This window comes from Olivibacter sp. SDN3 (assembly GCF_014334135.1).
Taxonomy (GTDB): Bacteria; Bacteroidota; Bacteroidia; order Sphingobacteriales; family Sphingobacteriaceae; genus Olivibacter.
The window spans coordinates 2,378,384-2,395,696 of the sequence record NZ_CP060497.1; the positions used below are offsets into that span (position 1 = coordinate 2,378,384).

General features: G+C 41.6%; 23 protein-coding genes. 18 read left to right on the forward strand and 5 right to left on the reverse strand.

Translation table 11 applies throughout. The features are described 5' to 3' along the window. Positions 1-9: 9 nt before the first annotated feature. From H8S90_RS26425 to H8S90_RS09740, 3 genes are all read left to right on the forward strand, one after another. Positions 10-228, forward strand: coding sequence for a cupin domain-containing protein (locus H8S90_RS26425; protein ID WP_370525699.1), 219 nt, complete (start codon positions 10-12; stop codon positions 226-228). 317 nt (positions 229-545) lie between these two features. Continuing rightward, on the forward strand, positions 546-1,568 hold the full coding sequence (locus H8S90_RS09735) for an LLM class flavin-dependent oxidoreductase (RefSeq protein WP_187342355.1): 1,023 nt from the start codon (positions 546-548) through the stop codon (positions 1,566-1,568). A gap of 13 nt (positions 1,569-1,581) precedes the next feature. Next, complete coding sequence (locus H8S90_RS09740; RefSeq protein WP_187342356.1) at positions 1,582-2,664, forward strand: NAD(P)-binding domain-containing protein; 1,083 nt, start codon at positions 1,582-1,584, stop codon at positions 2,662-2,664. A gap of 646 nt (positions 2,665-3,310) precedes the next feature. On the opposite strand, the gene H8S90_RS09745 is transcribed toward H8S90_RS09740, so the two are convergent. Continuing rightward, positions 3,311-3,526, reverse strand: coding sequence for a hypothetical protein (locus H8S90_RS09745; RefSeq protein WP_187342357.1), 216 nt, complete (start codon positions 3,524-3,526; stop codon positions 3,311-3,313). Positions 3,527-3,875: 349 nt separating this feature from the next. On the opposite strand from H8S90_RS09745, the gene H8S90_RS09750 reads away from it, so the two are divergent. The 3 genes from H8S90_RS09750 to H8S90_RS09760 all read left to right on the forward strand — a co-directional run bounded on the left by H8S90_RS09750 (position 3,876) and on the right by H8S90_RS09760 (position 5,326). Further along, the gene (locus H8S90_RS09750; protein ID WP_187342358.1) at positions 3,876-4,241 is read left to right on the forward strand and encodes a VOC family protein; all 366 of its coding nucleotides are present in this window, start codon (positions 3,876-3,878) and stop codon (positions 4,239-4,241) included. 33 nt (positions 4,242-4,274) lie between these two features. After that, positions 4,275-4,916, forward strand: coding sequence for a class I SAM-dependent methyltransferase (locus H8S90_RS09755; protein ID WP_187342359.1), 642 nt, complete (start codon positions 4,275-4,277; stop codon positions 4,914-4,916). A 119-nt stretch (positions 4,917-5,035) separates the two neighbouring features. Further along, positions 5,036-5,326 (forward strand): SRPBCC domain-containing protein, encoded by a 291-nt coding sequence (locus H8S90_RS09760; RefSeq protein ID WP_222852272.1) that lies wholly within the window; start codon positions 5,036-5,038, stop codon positions 5,324-5,326. Between the two features lie 4 nt (positions 5,327-5,330). Here H8S90_RS09760 and H8S90_RS09765 read toward each other — a convergent pair whose 3' ends face one another. Next, on the reverse strand, positions 5,331-5,711 hold the full coding sequence (locus H8S90_RS09765) for an AraC family transcriptional regulator (protein ID WP_187342360.1): 381 nt from the start codon (positions 5,709-5,711) through the stop codon (positions 5,331-5,333). A gap of 378 nt (positions 5,712-6,089) precedes the next feature. Here H8S90_RS09765 and H8S90_RS09770 point away from each other — a divergent pair, with 378 nt between their 5' ends. Beyond that, complete coding sequence (locus H8S90_RS09770; protein ID WP_222852273.1) at positions 6,090-6,920, forward strand: AraC family transcriptional regulator; 831 nt, start codon at positions 6,090-6,092, stop codon at positions 6,918-6,920. Between the two features lie 70 nt (positions 6,921-6,990). Continuing rightward, complete coding sequence (locus H8S90_RS09775) at positions 6,991-7,596, forward strand: DUF417 family protein (protein WP_187342361.1); 606 nt, start codon at positions 6,991-6,993, stop codon at positions 7,594-7,596. Positions 7,597-7,630: 34 nt separating this feature from the next. Here the strand turns inward: H8S90_RS09775 and H8S90_RS09780 are convergent, their stop codons facing one another. Further along, complete coding sequence (locus H8S90_RS09780; RefSeq protein WP_187342362.1) at positions 7,631-8,527, reverse strand: AraC family transcriptional regulator; 897 nt, start codon at positions 8,525-8,527, stop codon at positions 7,631-7,633. 191 nt (positions 8,528-8,718) lie between these two features. Between H8S90_RS09780 and H8S90_RS09785 the strand changes: the two genes are divergently transcribed. The 9 genes from H8S90_RS09785 to H8S90_RS09825 all read left to right on the forward strand — a co-directional run bounded on the left by H8S90_RS09785 (position 8,719) and on the right by H8S90_RS09825 (position 15,428). Beyond that, positions 8,719-9,102 carry an aldo/keto reductase gene (locus tag H8S90_RS09785; RefSeq protein ID WP_255501888.1) on the forward strand — a complete coding sequence of 128 codons (384 nt, stop codon included), beginning with the start codon at positions 8,719-8,721 and terminating at the stop codon, positions 9,100-9,102. Between the two features lie 23 nt (positions 9,103-9,125). Next, positions 9,126-9,425, forward strand: a complete 300-nt coding sequence (locus tag H8S90_RS09790; protein WP_187339052.1) for a transposase — start codon at positions 9,126-9,128, stop codon at positions 9,423-9,425. Beyond that, positions 9,353-10,288 (forward strand): IS3 family transposase, encoded by a 936-nt coding sequence (locus tag H8S90_RS09795; RefSeq protein WP_255501940.1) that lies wholly within the window; start codon positions 9,353-9,355, stop codon positions 10,286-10,288. Before H8S90_RS09790 ends, H8S90_RS09795 begins: the two co-directional genes overlap by 73 nt. A 74-nt stretch (positions 10,289-10,362) precedes the next feature. Beyond that, complete coding sequence (locus H8S90_RS09800) at positions 10,363-10,956, forward strand: aldo/keto reductase (protein WP_370525690.1); 594 nt, start codon at positions 10,363-10,365, stop codon at positions 10,954-10,956. A 12-nt stretch (positions 10,957-10,968) separates the two neighbouring features. After that, complete coding sequence (locus H8S90_RS09805; RefSeq protein ID WP_187342363.1) at positions 10,969-12,057, forward strand: alpha/beta fold hydrolase; 1,089 nt, start codon at positions 10,969-10,971, stop codon at positions 12,055-12,057. Next, the gene (locus H8S90_RS09810) at positions 12,047-12,718 is read left to right on the forward strand and encodes a flavodoxin (protein WP_255501889.1); all 672 of its coding nucleotides are present in this window, start codon (positions 12,047-12,049) and stop codon (positions 12,716-12,718) included. The genes H8S90_RS09805 and H8S90_RS09810 overlap by 11 nt, the downstream gene beginning before the upstream one ends. Before the next feature lie 44 nt (positions 12,719-12,762). Continuing rightward, positions 12,763-13,209 (forward strand): nuclear transport factor 2 family protein, encoded by a 447-nt coding sequence (locus H8S90_RS09815; protein WP_187342365.1) that lies wholly within the window; start codon positions 12,763-12,765, stop codon positions 13,207-13,209. 415 nt (positions 13,210-13,624) lie between these two features. Beyond that, positions 13,625-14,347 (forward strand): carboxymuconolactone decarboxylase family protein, encoded by a 723-nt coding sequence (locus H8S90_RS09820; protein WP_187342366.1) that lies wholly within the window; start codon positions 13,625-13,627, stop codon positions 14,345-14,347. Between the two features lie 19 nt (positions 14,348-14,366). Further along, positions 14,367-15,428, forward strand: a complete 1,062-nt coding sequence (locus H8S90_RS09825) for an alpha/beta hydrolase (protein WP_187342367.1) — start codon at positions 14,367-14,369, stop codon at positions 15,426-15,428. Positions 15,429-15,931: 503 nt separating this feature from the next. Here the strand turns inward: H8S90_RS09825 and H8S90_RS09830 are convergent. Together H8S90_RS09830 and H8S90_RS09835 are read right to left on the reverse strand one after the other, a co-directional pair. After that, complete coding sequence (locus H8S90_RS09830; protein ID WP_187342368.1) at positions 15,932-16,276, reverse strand: TfoX/Sxy family protein; 345 nt, start codon at positions 16,274-16,276, stop codon at positions 15,932-15,934. A gap of 176 nt (positions 16,277-16,452) precedes the next feature. Further along, positions 16,453-16,644 carry an SRPBCC domain-containing protein gene (locus H8S90_RS09835; protein ID WP_187342369.1) on the reverse strand — a complete coding sequence of 64 codons (192 nt, stop codon included), beginning with the start codon at positions 16,642-16,644 and terminating at the stop codon, positions 16,453-16,455. 297 nt (positions 16,645-16,941) lie between these two features. Between H8S90_RS09835 and H8S90_RS26430 the strand changes: the two genes are divergently transcribed. After that, positions 16,942-17,262, forward strand: coding sequence for a DUF6660 family protein (locus tag H8S90_RS26430; RefSeq protein ID WP_370525691.1), 321 nt, complete (start codon positions 16,942-16,944; stop codon positions 17,260-17,262). The last annotated feature ends 51 nt before the right edge of the window (positions 17,263-17,313 follow it).

The following is a 17,313-nucleotide window of genomic DNA, read 5'->3' on the forward strand; positions in this document are numbered from 1 at the left end:
ATACACCCACTGCAGGAAGAATCTTTCGAAATACTGGGGGGAAAGCTGGGGCTGCTTGTAAACGGGGGAAAAATAGAATTGAGGCCGGGCGAGTCCTATGTGTTGCTCCGAAATACCATACACACCTTTTATAATGCCGGCGACACACCGTTTACAACCCGTACTGTTTTCAGGCCATTCCTCCACATGGATTGGTTAACTTCTGAAATGATTCTTGGGAAAGCCTGATATATGAACTTTATGCAAGGCAAGGGCGATGGATTCCAAATTACATTGTTCTACACATTCCATAACTGGCAATGCCTTAAAGGCTACACATATATGAATAATTGCTTGTATATACAAATCAATTTTATTGCATATAAACGGCAATTTATCTAAGTTTGACTATCAAAAGGGAATCCATGAGAGAGCAATTAAAACTTAACATGTCAGAAGCTTGGTAAGGCTGCTGCCTAGAACTGGAGTTTGACATTTGGACACTCTTCTAATTTTACATATGGCTAATAATTGACGAATTTTTACTGTAACCACATAACGGATTTATGAAAAAAATAGGGTTTTTATCGTTTGGACATTGGTCCAATCATCCTGCCTATAGCACCCGCACAGCGAGTGACACTTTGCTCCAGTCCATTGATCTGGCTGTCGCTGCCGAAGAAATCGGTCTGGATGGTGCCTATTTTCGGGTACATCATTTTGCAGCCCAGTTGGCATCGCCGTTTCCGTTGCTCTCGGCTATCGGTGCAAAGACGAACAAAATAGAGATTGGCACAGGGGTGATCGATATGCGCTATGAAAACCCACTGTATATGGTGGAAGATGCCGGAGCTGCCGACTTGATTTCGGGCGGCCGATTGCAGTTGGGAATCAGCCGAGGTTCTCCGGAACAAGTGATCGATGGTTGGCGCTATTTTGGTTATGAACTGGCCGAAGGGGAGACCGACGCGGACATGGGACGCCGTAAAGCCTTGGAGTTTTTGAACAGGCTAGAAGGCGTCGGATTTGCCCAACCGAACCCGTATCCGATGTTCCCGAATCCGCCAGGTTTGTTACGCTTAGAACCACATGCTGCGGGCTTGCGTGAACGGATCTGGTGGGGCGCTGCTTCCAATGCCACAGCCGTCTGGGCAGCCGAAAATGGAATGTACCTGCAAAGCTCTACCCTGAAATACGACGAAAGCGACAAGCCCTTCCACATACAGCAAGCAGAGCAGATCAGGTTGTACAAAGAAGCGTGGAAAAAGGCTGGGCACCAACGTGAGCCAAGGGTCTCGGTAAGCCGATCAATTTTTGCATTGGTAAATGATCAAGACCGGTATTACTTTGGGCAGGAAGGCAATCGGGACGATAAAATCGGTATGATCGAAAAGGACAAACGCGCTATTTTTGGACGGAGTTATGCGGCAGAACCTGATCAGCTTATCAAGGAATTGGGGCAGGACGAAGCCATCCGGGAAGCGGATACGCTCCTTTTGACTATACCCAATACCTTAGGCGTGGATTACAACGTACACGTGTTGTCTGCTATATTGGAGCATGTGGCACCCGGATTGGGATGGCGTTAAGCATACGTTCGCTATGGCAAAAAACCTGCGATATAAAACCAAGATAGCAGTTATCGGTGCGGGTCAAGCTGGGCTTTCCGCTGCCTACCATTTAAAAAAGTCAGGAATGGAAATCGGTCGGGATTTTATCATCCTGGACGAAGCGCCTCGTCCGGGTGGTGCCTGGCAATTTCGCTGGCCTTCACTAACACTGAGTACGGTCAACAAAATTCACGATTTGCCGGGGATGTCTTTAGAAGAAACGTTAGAGACAGACGAAGCAGTTGTGCGCGCAAGCGTGGCTGTTCCGCATTATTTTGATTTATACGAAAAGAAATTCGGGCTCCAGGTATATCGTCCTGTAAAGGTCGAAAAAGTCTTTCCGCATCGAGACCGTTTTTATATAGACACAGCGCAAACCTTATTCTCCGCGTTGGGCATTATCAATGCGACCGGCACTTGGTACAATCCCTATATTCCGGATTATCCGGGTGCAAGGCTTTTTCAGGGTGAACAACTGCATACTAAGGATTTTAAGAATGCGGATTATTTTCGGGGCAAGCATGTCATCGTGGTGGGAGCGGGCATTTCAGCCATCCAATTGCTGGATCAGATTTCGAAGGTAACTACCACCACCTGGGTTACGCGTCGTCCACCCGATTTCAGGGAAGGGCCTTTTGATGATGTAGCCGGACATCATGCGGTTGCCTTGGTGGAAGAGCGTGTGAGGCAGGGATTACCGCCCCTGTCGGTGGTTTCCGTAACTGGGTTGCCAGTGACGCCGGCAGTCGAAGATATGGACAGACGCGGCGTGCTGAAACGTTTTCCCATGTTTAGCGAAATTACCAAAAATGGCGTAAAATGGGAAGACGGGAGAGGAGTAAGAGCGGATGTCATCCTATGGAATACGGGCTTCAGGAGTGCATTGGCACACTTGGACCCTGTACTGCCAAGGGAAGAAAGTGGTGGAATCCTCATGACGGGGAGGTTAGCAACAATGGTTGCCAAAGAACCGAGAATTCATTTGGTAGGCTATGGCCCTTCGGCATCTACCATTGGCGCCAATCGTGCTGGAAGTGCGGCTGCTAGGGAATTAATGAAAACTTATGGTCAATAGGGAGCCCTTATATCGATCTGTTTATTTTTGCTGAAAATTAGATTCTGTAATCATAAAAAAAGAATTACATCAACCAAATGATACAATCCTCATCTACAGCAAAATCCGGTGAATCTGGATCTGCGATCAATCTTTTTTCAGAATTTGAGCGACCCAGGAAGAAATAAATACTTGGGGTTTTGTTTTGGAAATAGGAAAAGTCGTCACCTAAACCTCCTGGCAGAACGCCTTTAGTAGTACATTGGGCTCACCGAGATAGAAGTTTCGCAAATTTATACAAATTAGTAATTCAAAAATGATTTATTGATGAAGGTTTCCCGGTTGATGAGCGTCTGAACACCTTTGCTGGATATGAAAAACTATACAAATCCAAAACGGCTATGATTAGGAACTGACTATTAATCCTGACATAGAACTTTTTGATTACGTTAATCCCGATTGTAACTATCGTTTAATAGGGCGAGAGTCCAAAGTCGTAAGAGATTCTGTTTTACTGGAAAAAATAGACGCTGAGTTGGAAAAGCATGATAAAGTTATAGTGGTTTTTGGACATGATCATGTTTTGGCTATTGAACCTGCTTTAAAAATGCTGATGGATAAACAGTGAAGTTGCATAATGAAGTTTGGTAGAAAGCCCGTATTAAAATCAATATCTATCCCTTAAAACACTTTCATAGATCCATAAGGCAACAGCGACCATGATTCCATACAATAGTGTGTAAAAAGTAGGTATGATGATTACCGCCAAAAATTCCATTCGCTCAGAAATAGTCCATATAAAAAGTGATATCCAGAGGATGACTCCAATAGCGACAAGTAGGCGTTTTACGCCGAGGGTTAGTAGGTTGAATCTTGTTTTCATAAGGTTTTTATCAAATATAGCTATAAGGACACCTAAATGACGTATACAATTTAATATGAAAACCTGGGAAATATAATATGCTTCCAATATCCATAAGGGTTTTTAAGAATAATTTGCACAATATTGGCGGTTTGCAGGTAGCTTACAGCTATGGGCAACAACGCTATGGATATAACGACGGCTTTTTGTTGTAAATATAAACGTTAAAGCGTATTGGTGTGTAAATATGACCCGAATGCAGTTCGTATGGTATGCTTCCGGGTTCTGTTAATATACATAAAATTTAGCATTGCAAATAAATCGGTTAATTTTGGGGTATAATGAAGGAAAATAAAAACAAAGCGAAAATATGAATACAAAATTTGAGGCAGGAATTAATATTGCAATCAAAATACCTAAAAGCAAGTACGAAAAAACGGTTGCTTTTTACAAAGACATTTTGAAGTTGGAAGTTGAGGAAAAACTTATAGACAATCCAACTGTTTCCAGAACACACGAAGTGAAATTCGGTAATAATATAGTTTGGTTAGATTGTGTTGATAATTACACCCATTCCGAAACCTGGCTACAGCTAACTGTACCCAATGTAGATGAAGCGACAAGTTATTTGAAATCGAATGGTGTGGAAACTTGTGACGAAATTGAAGAATTACCTGAAAATATGCATTGGATTATGGATCCAGCAGGTACTGTTTTCAATTTGCAACAAAACTAACGCAACTTAAAGTCGTTATGAAAAGCAAAGCTTATGCAGTCAAAAGAGAAAATAATTAAATGCTACAACGATGTGGCAGATGATTATGCAGCCCATCGCAGCAACGAACTTTCCAAAAAGCATTTTGACTGTTTGTTATTGAAGGAATTTGCTTCGGTCAACAAGGACAAAGGGCCATGCGCCGACTTTGGCTGCGGACCAGGACAAACAACAAAATTTCTATATGACCACGGTATAAAAGATGTAACCGGCATCGACATATCTTCCAGAATGATTGATGCTGCGAAAAGGCTTTTTCCAAAAAATAAATTTGAAACGGGTGATATTCTGAATATATCCAATGAATCAAATTATTTTGGAAGTGTACTTGCATTCTACGCTATTGTACATTTTACTTACGACCAAATCAAAACAGCTTTTAGTGAAGTAAACAGAGTGCTGGAAAAAGGAGGACAGTTTTTATTCTCTTTTCATGCCGGGAATAAGGTAGTGCATTTTGACAAGGCTAATGATATAGATGTGGATATTGATTTATACTTCTTTCATACAGACAAGATAATAGCCGTGCTTCAGGAAACCAGTTTTAGAATAATAGATGCAATAGAACGCCAACCTTACAACAATGATGTAGAATATCAAAGCAAGAGGGCATATATATGGGCAGAAAAGATATGAAAACCAATTGAAAAAGTTGGCTGAAGAAGTAATATACGAAATCAAAAGATTGTGTTTTTGAGTTGATTTAAAAAATTTTTACGCTTCTATACTAAACAGAAATAATTAAAAACAACTTGTTGCTTGACATTACCGTTGACAAGACAATAAAAAAGGTATTCGTAAACAGGGAATTTGCGGCCGAGCGCAATTTGGTTTGGGACGTAACCACTAAACAAGAAATCCTTGGCCAGTGGTGGGCACCGAAACCCTGGATCTCCAGGACAAAATACACGGACTTTAAAGTTGGCGGAAGGAGATTCTATGCAATGTGTGGTCCCGACAGAGAAGAACATTTGGCGGTGCAGGACTTTACAGCCATATCGCCCAAAACAAATTTAAAAATTAAAGAGATATCGTTTCAAGGCTAATCACTCAAAAGGGACGGTTTGTTAGGAGAATAGGGCACTCTACAGACCCTGTTTTTACTGTGCTTTTGTTGTTTTCTTTGCTGCTTGCAGCGCGAAATTCATTTGGACTAAGTCCGACCATTTTTTTAAAAAACCGGGAAGAATGTTGTGGATATTTAAAACCCAGATCAAAAGCAATCTCATTAATTGACTTATCCTTATCGCTGATCCTATTTTTTGCCTCCTCGATTATCCTATTATGAATATATTCTCGCGCCGATTTTCCCGTTTCCTTCTTTATCAGATCTCCAAAATAATTTGGTGAGTGGTGTAATCGATCGGCAAAATAAGCTACGGTAGGAATTCCGGTTTCGTAAATATTCAATGAAAGATAATCATTTAGCATAAGATCAAACCGTTTCAGATTCCAGGGTTAGCTGAGATCGCTTCTCCAAGCTAACCAAAGAGTGTCTTGTTTCAACTTTATTGAACGTATTGAATACACAGATTGTATCGAGATTGATAGCCTTTTACATGGTACGAGTTTGTCATAATATCTTATCAAGCAAACTTCTCAAAATTGACTATACCTATTTATATTGAGAGATTGAAACGAAAAACATGGGGTTGAAAACGGAAATTCAGCAAGCGGTCACGTAGGAAAAATTGTTCATTTCCTTTGGCGGCGAAGTGTTGAAGTACAAATAAGAATCCAATACCTCATCCATTCAAAAAAATGAATAAATTTGATACAATAAAGTACAAATAAAACAATATTTTCTCTTTGGATTCTTTTATCAAAATATCCGGCTTCAATGATCCTGATTCTATTCCAAAACTCAATGATCCTTATTATTTCATTATCTTGGTGGATGGCAAAGCTTCTTTTTCCGTAGATTTTAATAATTATGATATCCATGGAAGGCATATTCTTTTTTTATCTCCGTACCAACTATTTAGGTGGGATTCTGGAAATTTGAAAAGGATTCGTTTTCTGCGGTTTCACGGTGATTTTTATTGCATTGAGTATCATAAAGCAGAAGTTTCGTGCAATGGCATATTATTTAATAACATATATGACAAGCCTTTCATCTCTATTAACGATGATTTTTTTGATGAAATCATGGTGCTTTTTGATAAGATAGACGAGTTTGGGGATGCTAAGGTGAATTATGATTTGTCTATAGTCAGGTCGTATCTTCAGCTTATACTAGCTCTGTGCAGTAAGGAAAAGCAGATTGAAAATAGGCACGTTGAAATACCACGTAAAAAGCCGGACCTTCTAAATTTCAAATCGATGCTTGATACCAATTTTGCTTCATCAAAATCGGTTTCTTTCTATGCAGATCGATATGGCTTATCCGCAAACGCATTTAACAAAAAAGTAAAGAAATACTACGGGAAAGCACCTTCAAAGCTGATCCGGGAGCGTCTAATACTGGAGGCAAAAAGGTTGCTTCATCTTACGTATAAAAGTATTAAAGAGATTTCCGCAGAACTAGGTTTTGAAGATGAGTTTTATTTTAGCAGATATTTTAAAAAAGAGGTGGGCGTCTCTCCAAAGACTTTTCGCGAAAAAGTAGGCATATCTGTAGTAGCCGAAAAATCTATGTAATATCCACATTTGTCCATTTTTAACCAAGATTGTCTATTGTATTTTTGACAGCATTCAAAATAAATTAAAAATGGAAAAAATTCTTAGACTATTTGTCTATTTTCAAAACAAATTTATTGATTTGATGCGAATTGCTATATTTATAGTGATGACATGGATTGGCGGATTGAAAGCCTTTCCATACGAAGCGGACGGCATAGTGCCCTTTGTTATCAACAGTCCTTTTATGAGTTTCTTTTACCATAATACCGGTAACAACGCAGTAAATGAGCAAGGTGAAGAGGTCGCAGCATACACGTTGCATAAAAATCCTGAAGGCAAAACCGTCCAAGAAAATGTGAATTGGCATCAGCAAAATGGCACTTATATTTTTTCTTTCGGATTGGGGGCGGTTATTGTTACTATCGGAATTCTAGTACTATTGGGTATTTGGTTTCCAAAAATCGGTTTTTGGGGCGGTCTTCTAATTGTTGGAATGTCCGTGGTTACACTTTCATTCCTCATCACAACACCCGAAGTTTATGTACCTAATCTCGGTGGAGATTTTCCAACACCGAATTATGGGTTCCCTTATTTATCAGGAGCGGGAAGACTAGTGCTAAAAGATATCATTATGTTGGCTGGAGGTCTTATCATTGCTGCTGAAGCAGCAACAAGAAGCTTACGGAAGTTTTGAAGCTCTAATGGATATAAGATTAACACATTTTTCATTAATTCAAATTCCGAAACTCGTTCGGTGTAAAACCGACTCGTTTCTTAAAGAGCCTACTGAAATGCTGAGGATATTTGAAGCCTAATTCATATGCAATCTCGCTGATAGTCTTATTGTTATCGAATATCTTGTCTTTGGCGATATCAATAATTTTGTTCTGCGTATATTCTTGGGCTGATTTACCTGTCTCTTTTTTTATTAGATCACCAAAGTAATTAGACGATAAATTGAGCTTGTCCGCAAAGTAAGCTACAGAGGGTAATCCGATACTGTAAGGCTTTTCAGAAGAGAAATAGCTATTCAACAATTCTTCAAAGTTTTCCAATACTCCCTTATTGATATGCTCCCGGGTAATAAACTGACGGTCGTAAAAACGCTCACAGTAATTCAGGAATAGTTCAATATTGGAGGCAATTAACCTTTTGCTGTGTTTATCAACCGACTGGCTTAATTCGTATTCAATCTTGTCAAAACAATCGAAAACAATCTTTCTTTCTCGCTCGGATAAATGTAATGCCTCATTGGTGTTATAATTGAAAAAACTATACTCATTCAGGCTCTTGGCAAGAGGTGTCCCTTTTATCAAGTCGGGATGAAAAACCAAACCATGGCCCATAGGCTGATAATAATCTACTTTGTTCTCCACGTCGATAACTTGTCCGGGAGAAATGAATACCAATGTGCCGGCCTCATAATCATAGTAATTACAGCCATACTTTAAATCTCCGCAGTTCACCTCCTTAAGGAAAATACAGTAAATTCCAAAAGTCATGCGAGAACCGGTTCTTTCCTTCGCTTTTGAGAAATCAACGATACTAACTAATGGATGTAAAGTTTCGTGGTTATTGAAAGCATTGTATTGGCTTACCGTATCAAATTTATACGCCTGTGTCATAACTGTTATTTTTTCTTATACAAAATTAAACATTCTGCTATAACAAGAACAGCAGGTGCGTCACAATCAGTGATATTGGTAGTAAAATCCGTAATAGGTATACCAATCCATTCAAAATCAAACAAGAACTTTGTGTTCTCGGTTCTACATGAAGAATTAGATAGCAATGAGAACGGTTAAACTTTGATAGAATGGAAAAGCGTACACTAGGAAAAAGTGGACTGGCAGTATCAACACTTGGATTGGGTTGTATGGGATTAAGTTTTGGTTATGGCCCCGCTACCAATAAACAGGAAGCTGTCAAATTGATTAGGTCTGCGCATGAAGCAGGCATGACTTTTTTTGATACCGCCGAATGTTATGGTCCTTTCACCAATGAGGAATTGTTGGGGGAAGCACTTGAACCTTTTCGAGAAAAGGTAGTGATTGCGACCAAATTCGGCTTTCAGGATGGTGACTCAAAGAAAGGATTGGACAGTAGTCCTGCAAGAATACGAGCGGTGGCAGAAGCGTCTATGAAAAGGCTTAAAACAGACTATATTGGAGTTGCTACCTTTAAAGCGAGACAGATTTAGACAGTAATTTTAAATTTGTAGAAATGCATAGAAAATTTGATGATTCGTTTAAGATAATGGCGGTCGATTTGAGCGTTGTTAAGGGATCTGTAGCCGATGTAGCTAAGGAATTAGACATAGACCCCAGTTTACTGAGTAAATGGCGTAGAAATCCACGTTATAATGGGAATAAGGTTTTACCTGACAATCCCAAGATCAGTCCGGAGGAGCAGGAGTTAAGGATTTTACGCAAGAAATTAAGAGATACAGAATTAGAACGCGATATCTTAAAAAAGGCCATAGCCATCTTCTCCAGGGGAGACGGTCCATATACCGGTTCATAAAGGAGAACCGAGAAGTATATTCCGTAGAGAAGATGTGCGAAGTATTGAACGTTAGCAGCAGTTGTTTTTACCGTTGGCTGGTTTGGCCCGAATCCCCCAGGGAACAACGCAGTAAAGCACTTGTGGATAAAATACAGCAGGTACACAGTGACAGTAAGTATATCTATGGCAGCCCACGGATAACCGCAGAGCTGCACAAAAAAGGTGAAATGGTATCAAGAAGCTACGTAGCAAGATTGATGAAGAAACATGGGATACGAAGTAAGGTTAAGAAAAAATATAGGGTGACCACAGATTCGAGCCATAGTTATAGGATAGCTGAAAATCTCCTCCAAAGAGATTTTTCAGCGGATTCCCTATCGCAAAAATGGGTTAGCGACATTACTTACATCCATACCGGCAAAGGGTGGCTTTATCTAACAACGGTTATCGATCTGGCGGACAGAAAAGTCATTGGATGGTCTTTAAGCACCGATATGACGACTAAAAACACTTCTGTACAAGCCATCAAAATGGCTATTAGAAACCGAGGTATCAAAGATGGTCTTATCTTCCATTCGGATAGAGGGATCCAATATGCCTGCGATGAATTCAAGAGGGTAATTGTAAAAAACAAGATACTTCAAAGCATGAGTAGGAAGGCCAATTGCTGGGACAATGCAGTAGCTGAGAGCTTTTTCAAGACACTAAAGGCTGAAATGATCTACCATAGAAAATTCATCGATCAGCAATCGGCTAAATTGGAGATCTTTGGATATATTGAAGGTTTTTATAATACCAAAAGAACACATTCTGCCCTGGGATATAAAACCCCTAAGCAGATCGAAGAGATGCTATTGGAAAAAGAGAAAATGGCAGCATAAAAAAGTCTCCTATTTTAAGTTGCAATTCCAATATAGACCTTTTCTATCAGCATCGCGTCGATCCCAATATACCTATGGAAGAAGTCGCCGGAACTATCCAGGATCTGATCAGCGAAGGAAAGATAAAACATTGGGGATTATCGGAAGCAAGCGCAGAAAGCATTCGTAAAGCACATGCCGTACATCCTGTCGCGGCGCTTCAAAGCGAGTATTCCTTGTTTTTCCGTGAACCTGAAGAGGAGATTATTCCCACTTTGGAGGAGTTGGGTATCGGCTTCGTACCATTCAGTCCTCTGGGAAAAGGCTTTTTAACGGGTGCCATTGATGAAACAACAAAATTCGATAGCACGGACTTCAGAAATATTGTACCCCGTTTCTCGGAAGAAAACAGAAAAGCAAATCAAACACTAGTGGATTTACTGAAATCCATTGCTATGGAGAAAGGTGCATCACCTGCACAAATAGCGTTAGCGTGGTTGCTTGCCCAAAAGCCGTGGATTGTACCCATTCCGGGAACCACCAAATTACATCGTTTGGAGGAGAATATTGGAGCGGCTACTATTGACCTTTCCGTAGAAGATGTTGGGCAGATAGATGCGGCCGCTTCGAAAATCACCATACAAGGGGCTAGATATCCCGAGCATTTACAAAACAGGGTAGGAAAATAGAATTTAATAGAAATGGAAAATAAATTTAGGAGATACTCAAGCGCATTGATGTTATTACTGGCTGCATCCATATCACTTCATGCCCAGAACAAACAGAAACCATTAAGCATTGCCAGGCAGGGCAGTTTTGCAATAGGTGGGACAAAGCTTACTGAACCGGGAGCCTTCAATCTGGATAAGGCCTTGAAACCTCAAGGACAAACTTTTCATGGAGATCATGCCTACGTTTTTTACCAAGTTCCTGTAAAGGCACGTAAATATCCGTTAGTTTTTCTACATGGCGCAGGACAGTCCAAAAAAACTTGGGAAACAACACCGGATGGAAGGGAAGGGTTTCAGAACATTTTTCTTCGCAGAAAATTCTCCGTTTACCTGCTTGATCAGCCCAGACGTGGTGATGCCGGGAAGAGTACTGTTCAGGCAACGGTTACCCCAACACCTGATGAGCAGTTTTGGTTCACCCAATTTCGGATCGGCAATTATCCCGATTACTTTCCAGATGTCCAATTTCCAAAGGATGCTGCTTCTCTTGAACAGTTCTATAGACAGATGACCCCAAATACAGGCGATTTTGATGGTGAGGTAATCTCGGACGCCATTTCCGGGTTGTTTGATCAGATCGGTGAGGGTATCCTGGTAACGCATTCGCAGGGCGGCGGACCGGGTTGGTTTACGGCAATAAAAAACGATGGGGTTAAAGCGATCGTGGCCTATGAACCCTATAGCAGCTTCCTGTTCCCTGAAGGTGAAATGCCCGAACCGATAACATCAACAGGACTTTTTGGTGCGCTTAACGGTGAGGAAATTCCTTTAGCTGATTTCCTGAAGCTAACCAAAATACCGATCGTGATCTACTATGGTGATAACATTGCTAAAGAGCCGACCGATGTATGGAACATGGATCATTGGCGTTCGGGGCTTGAAATGGCAAGGATCTGGGCACAAACCATCAACAAACATGGGGGTGATGCTACCGTGGTACACTTGCCTGAAACCGGCATCAATGGCAATACCCACTTTCCTTTTTCTGACCTGAACAATGTTGAGGTAGCAGATGAACTATCGAAATGGCTAAAGGCGAAAAGGCTGGATGTTAAGTAAAGTAACAGAGATGAAGAAGTTGACGACATATTGGTTTTTACTGAGCACATTTTTATTAACGTGGACATCCTGTTCTGCAGAATTACCAGCAAAAGGAAAAGAAGAATCGCATACAGAAAAAGGCAGATTATTAACAGATAAAAAGGTGTTAATCGTTTACCTGTCACGTACTAAAAACACGAAGGCTGTCGCTGAAATCATCCAAAAAAAAGTAGGTGGCGACTTGGTGGCATTGGAACTGGTTACGCCTTATCCTGAACATTATCAAACTACCGTTGATCAGGTAGCGGATGAAAATGCGCGCGGTTACTTGCCGCCACTAAAAACAACCATTGACAACATCGCGGAATACGATGTGGTCTTTGTCGGATTCCCCACCTGGGGCATGCAATTGCCCCCGCCAATGAAAAGCTTTTTGAATGAATATGAGCTACGTGGGAAAACGGTGATTCCCTTTAACACCAACGGTGGTTATGGCATTGGCAGCACCTTTGAAACGGTGGAACAATTGTGCCCCGATAGTAAGGTGCTGGAAGGATTCACGACCAAAGGCGGTGTGGAAAGGGATGGGATTTTATTCGTGATGCAGGGTGACAGGGAGAAACAGGTGCAGAACGAGGTACAAAACTGGTTGAAAAAATTGGGCTGGTTAACTGAGTGATTAAGCAAAATCAAAATTCAAGAATTTATTAACTAATTATCGATATGAGAGCATTAACTGTCGGGCTGTTTTTACTCATTATGAGTACACAATCATCGTTTGCCCAACAAGCAACTGCAGATCAGGAAATCATCGAACTTTCCAAAGAAAAATGGCAGTGGATGGCTGAAAAGAATGTAGAAGTGCTGGGTGATCTTTTTGATGAAAAATCCATGTTTGTACACATGGGCGGATCATGGGGGAAGGAGCGGGAACTCGAGGTCATCGAAAGTGGAGGCATCTGGTACAAAAAAGCGAATATCCATGAAGTGTCCGTGCAGGTCATCGACAATACGGCCATTCTTTTGAACAGGATTGATCTGCTGGCCGTTGTTGGCGGAAATGAAGTGACGAATCCATTTATGGTGACGGAAGTCTATATCAAACAGGACGGAAGCTGGAAACTGGGGTCATTATCGTTTACTCGATTACTTACCCCAGGTGGTAACTAATTGACCAAGCTTCTTGTTTTATGTTTTTTCTCTCACAATCCCCAAAGGAATGAGCTCCTCGAGTTCCGGACTGATGATTCGGCGGCTGGCGATTCCGATCCCAAGAGAGCACGACTGGATGTAATCGAGAAGGACGCAAAAAATAAAAATGAACAAAACGAAAACCTATAGTTCATGCATAACTTTTCGCATAAAGTTCTATTTCTTGTGTTCTGCAAGCTCTGACAATATAGACATTGCGGACCTGATGGCAAAAATGGTTACAGGAAAAGGGATTGTATAGGTAATATTGGTAAACAAAACCGTAATACGTATACCAATCCAATGGATGTAAAACGGGAACTTTGTATCAATCACTTTTCAGTTGCAGAAGGGAAGTAAGTTGAAAAAATTAAATGATAAAAACGAAATTATAATGAGCAGACTCGTAAAATCAATAGCAGTTGTTATGGCAGTGATTGTTACCTCAAACGCTAATGCCCAAATAAATGCAGATCAGAATTTAGACAGCAAGCAACAGGCCATAGTCCGCATTTCGGCACTCACCGGCAAAGGCGATCTGGCGAAACTGGAAGCAGAACTGAATGCAGGGCTTGAGGCCGGATTGACCATCAACCAGATCAAGGAAGCGATCATGCATGTCTATGCCTATGCCGGGTTTCCCCGTAGCCTGCGCGGGTTACAGACTTTTATGGCCGTATTGGATGAACGCAAAGCCAATGGGATTGAAGATGAAATGGGAGCCGAAGCATCACCAATACAGGATGAACGCAGTAAATATGAACGGGGCAAATCCATACTGGAAGCGTTAAGCGGTGTACCGGAAACCGGACCGAAAACGGGTTACGCAGCATTTGCGCCGACCATAGAGGTCTTCCTGAAAGAACACCTTTTTGCCGATATTTTCGAACGGGATGTGCTGACTTATATAGAACGGGAGCTGGTAACCGTGTCGGTACTCAGCAGTATCGGCGGCGTGGAACCCATGTTGCGTTCCCATTTTAATCTGTGCCTGAATGTAGGTTTAACACCGGATCAGTTGCAGCAATTTGTAGGCGTGATCAAATCAACGGTTGGCAAAAAAGAAGCGGAAGCAGCACAAAACGTGTTGGACGAGGTATTAAAAAGTAAACATTAGCATATAAAATATTCAAAAGATGAGGAAATTATCATTAATAATTGCATTTGCGATGTCAATGGCAGAAACAGCTATTGTAAATGCACAAGCTAAACAAAAAGGGCACCAGGAAAATCCCTACACGTTAGTATATGAAGGAGCCCTTACCGAAAATGAAGAGGGAAAAGTAAATATCCATCCGGTCACCTACAAACTGAACGGGATTGAGATTGCGGCCAATGTGTATACCCCTGCGGGTTACGATGCATCAAAGAAATATCCGGCAGTAGTGGTAGCACACCCCAACGGGGGAATAAAAGAACAGACTGCCGGGCTATATGCACAGCGTTTGGCGGAGGCGGGTTACATTACCATTGCCGCCGATGCAGCTTACCAGGGAGCGAGTGATGGTGAGCCACGCCATACAGATAACCCGGCATCCCGGACAGAAGATGTTCATGGTATGGCCGACTTTATTACCCAATACCCGGGGGTTGATGTAAATCATTTAGGGGCTTTAGGCATTTGTGGTGGGGGCGGTTATACGTTGAAAGCAGCCCAATCGGACAAACGGCTTAAAGCTGTCGCTACGTTGAGTATGTTCAATTCAGGTGAGGTAAGACGTAATGGTTTCCAGAATACTCAGTTAAACACCATCCAGGAACGTTTGCAACAAGCTTCGGACGCCCGCGCGCAGGAAGCTGCCGGCGGTGAAATTATTTACGCAGGTGTGGCAAGCGTAACAGATGAAGAAATTGCTAAAACGCCAACGAATCTGTATCGTGAAGGATTTGAGTACTATTATAGAACCCACGCACACCCAAATTCAACCTTTCTATACACCATGAGTAGCTTGCTCGACCTCATGACCTGGGATGCCACTTCGGATATGGATCTGATCGATCAGCCCCTGTTGATGGTGGCGGGAAGCAAAGCCGACACAAAATACATGACCGATGAGGCATTTGCCAAAGCAACCCACGCAAAAAACAAAGAACTGTTTCTGATTGATGGAGCCACGCACATACAGACCTACTGGAAACCCGAATATGTATCTCAGGTTGTAAATAAATTGGTTAATTTTTATCAGAGCAATCTTTAAAATTCAGGATGATGAACGTTAAAAACATAGCGATACCATTTCTTATCGGAACAGTTTCATTTTCTTGTAAGAAACCCGTCGAAATTATTGAACAGGGTGATGTGGTGAAATGTCCGCCTCATATCGAGCATTGGCATGGGGCGACACCGACGGAGTCAATGACACGTAGTGCCATAGGAACAAATACCAATTCTTTTGGCTCCCCTTCAAATCGGATCTGATGGGATCTCAGGAAAAATGGTTCCCCGGGGGAGGTGTCTCGGTTTTTCTTCTTACCTAGATTATTAACTTTCCCCAATGCCAACAAAGGCACAGATAGCAGGGATGAGAACAGAAATTTGCGTCGTTGCATATCAGGTGATATCAGTGAGCAGAATTAAGGTTTTTTTGGTATTTACAGACGTTGTCTAGGGTTTATCCAAACTTAGATAAATTTGTTTTTATATGCAATATGATTGGGTCGTATATACCGATAATAACAACCAGTGGCTCATTTGTGTATCTCATTTCCGGTCTTTAGATGCTCGCACTTCCTTGTTAAAAGCTAGACAAAGCTCTATCCAATAGCTGAAATCGTCCGGCTGGCCGTATCCTTCGAGGTTGACTAAGCAATATCCCGGTAAAGTCTTCCCTTTCATAACCATTGACTGATAACCTTTACGTTTTTCAACCTCAGACAGGTCTGCCGGATCAAACCTGCACATGAGCTTGTCGCCACTAACGTTGATGCACATCTTCCCGTTGACTAGGAAAGCCATCCCTCCAAACATTTTCTTTTCCTCGATCGTTAAACCGGGCGCGCCTATCAGGTAGGCTCTTACCCTATCCGCTAAATCTGTATCATACATATGCCATAACTTTCAGTTACATAAATATCGCTATTTACGTGAATTCTCCAAAAAACAAATATCCAAGAGAAAACCAGTTCCCGGCCATAAACCAAACGGCAGCCTTGTGTTTATTATCCAACTAGTTTAGCCTTGGAAATATATATTCATTATTTTACTCCGAAAATGACAGCATCCTAAATTTCCATTGGAGGATAGAAGAGCGACATGGTAGAGCTCCGGCCCTCTTTAAGGTTAAGAGCATGTACTTTAGTAGTCATCCCGAATGGAGCCTGCCATGTCTCCAATGCCTTTGGGTCAGTGATGGCCTTAAAGATCTTCTCTGCGGAAGCTTTAATTATCCTTGAATTTTGCGTGGTTTGTGACATGGCTTTTTCGCATTAAAGTTATTGGTTACTTTACTTTCAAACACAAATATAAACCGTATTCCTTCCAATAATAGGGTTCAATTAAGACAAACTAGATGGCGTTTTAGGACAATGATTGACCGGCAAAACTCTGTGGACCTAGGGGGCTTATCCGTCTATAGTTTTATAGTTGGTCTCGTCCGATTTTCTCCTTACTTAGCCTAAAGCTATTTTAGGATCACACAGTTAATTCTGAACATATCGTGTCAAACCGTATGCCAGCTACGAAATAGCTGTTAAATTTGTTAACTTCGTCGCGTGAAGTTTGTTGCGCTTATTCTTTCTATATTTGTACTGACGCTTTCGGTAGTGCCGTGTAGCGTATTGGAACCAGCGTTTGGGCATGGACAAGAACAGTGCAGTACCGAAAAGGATCATCACGCTCAGGGCGATGACTGCAGTGGCCTTTGTTCCCCTTTTTATACCTGTGGTACTTGTCTGGGCTTGGTTTTAATAGTACCGGTCACGTATCCGTCGACATATTTATCGTTTGAGTCCACGGAACATTATGTACTATATCTACTCTCCGCTTTGAGGGAACCCCTTTCTTCAATCTGGCAACCACCCAGGATAGGTTAAACCATATTTCGGCTAGGGAAAGGCCTGGTCATTATATGTTTAACTTAATCT

What these genes read in the sequence shown, in the direction of transcription:
- H8S90_RS09735 (WP_187342355.1), top strand. Translation starts at nt 546, where the DNA reads ATGAAAAAAATAGGGTTTTTATCGTTTGGACATTGGTCCAATCATCCT.
- H8S90_RS09740 (WP_187342356.1), top strand. Translation starts at nt 1,582, where the DNA reads ATGGCAAAAAACCTGCGATATAAAACCAAGATAGCAGTTATCGGTGCG.
- H8S90_RS09745 (WP_187342357.1), bottom strand. Translation starts at nt 3,526, where the DNA reads ATGAAAACAAGATTCAACCTACTAACCCTCGGCGTAAAACGCCTACTT.
- H8S90_RS09750 (WP_187342358.1), top strand. Translation starts at nt 3,876, where the DNA reads ATGAATACAAAATTTGAGGCAGGAATTAATATTGCAATCAAAATACCT.
- H8S90_RS09755 (WP_187342359.1), top strand. Translation starts at nt 4,275, where the DNA reads ATGCAGTCAAAAGAGAAAATAATTAAATGCTACAACGATGTGGCAGAT.
- H8S90_RS09765 (WP_187342360.1), bottom strand. Translation starts at nt 5,711, where the DNA reads ATGCTAAATGATTATCTTTCATTGAATATTTACGAAACCGGAATTCCT.
- H8S90_RS09775 (WP_187342361.1), top strand. Translation starts at nt 6,991, where the DNA reads ATGGAAAAAATTCTTAGACTATTTGTCTATTTTCAAAACAAATTTATT.
- H8S90_RS09780 (WP_187342362.1), bottom strand. Translation starts at nt 8,527, where the DNA reads ATGACACAGGCGTATAAATTTGATACGGTAAGCCAATACAATGCTTTC.
- H8S90_RS09785 (WP_255501888.1), top strand. Translation starts at nt 8,719, where the DNA reads ATGGAAAAGCGTACACTAGGAAAAAGTGGACTGGCAGTATCAACACTT.
- H8S90_RS09790 (WP_187339052.1), top strand. Translation starts at nt 9,126, where the DNA reads ATGCATAGAAAATTTGATGATTCGTTTAAGATAATGGCGGTCGATTTG.
- H8S90_RS09800 (WP_370525690.1), top strand. Translation starts at nt 10,363, where the DNA reads ATGGAAGAAGTCGCCGGAACTATCCAGGATCTGATCAGCGAAGGAAAG.
- H8S90_RS09805 (WP_187342363.1), top strand. Translation starts at nt 10,969, where the DNA reads ATGGAAAATAAATTTAGGAGATACTCAAGCGCATTGATGTTATTACTG.
- H8S90_RS09810 (WP_255501889.1), top strand. Translation starts at nt 12,047, where the DNA reads ATGTTAAGTAAAGTAACAGAGATGAAGAAGTTGACGACATATTGGTTT.
- H8S90_RS09815 (WP_187342365.1), top strand. Translation starts at nt 12,763, where the DNA reads ATGAGAGCATTAACTGTCGGGCTGTTTTTACTCATTATGAGTACACAA.
- H8S90_RS09820 (WP_187342366.1), top strand. Translation starts at nt 13,625, where the DNA reads ATGAGCAGACTCGTAAAATCAATAGCAGTTGTTATGGCAGTGATTGTT.
- H8S90_RS09825 (WP_187342367.1), top strand. Translation starts at nt 14,367, where the DNA reads ATGAGGAAATTATCATTAATAATTGCATTTGCGATGTCAATGGCAGAA.
- H8S90_RS09830 (WP_187342368.1), bottom strand. Translation starts at nt 16,276, where the DNA reads ATGTATGATACAGATTTAGCGGATAGGGTAAGAGCCTACCTGATAGGC.
- H8S90_RS09835 (WP_187342369.1), bottom strand. Translation starts at nt 16,644, where the DNA reads ATGTCACAAACCACGCAAAATTCAAGGATAATTAAAGCTTCCGCAGAG.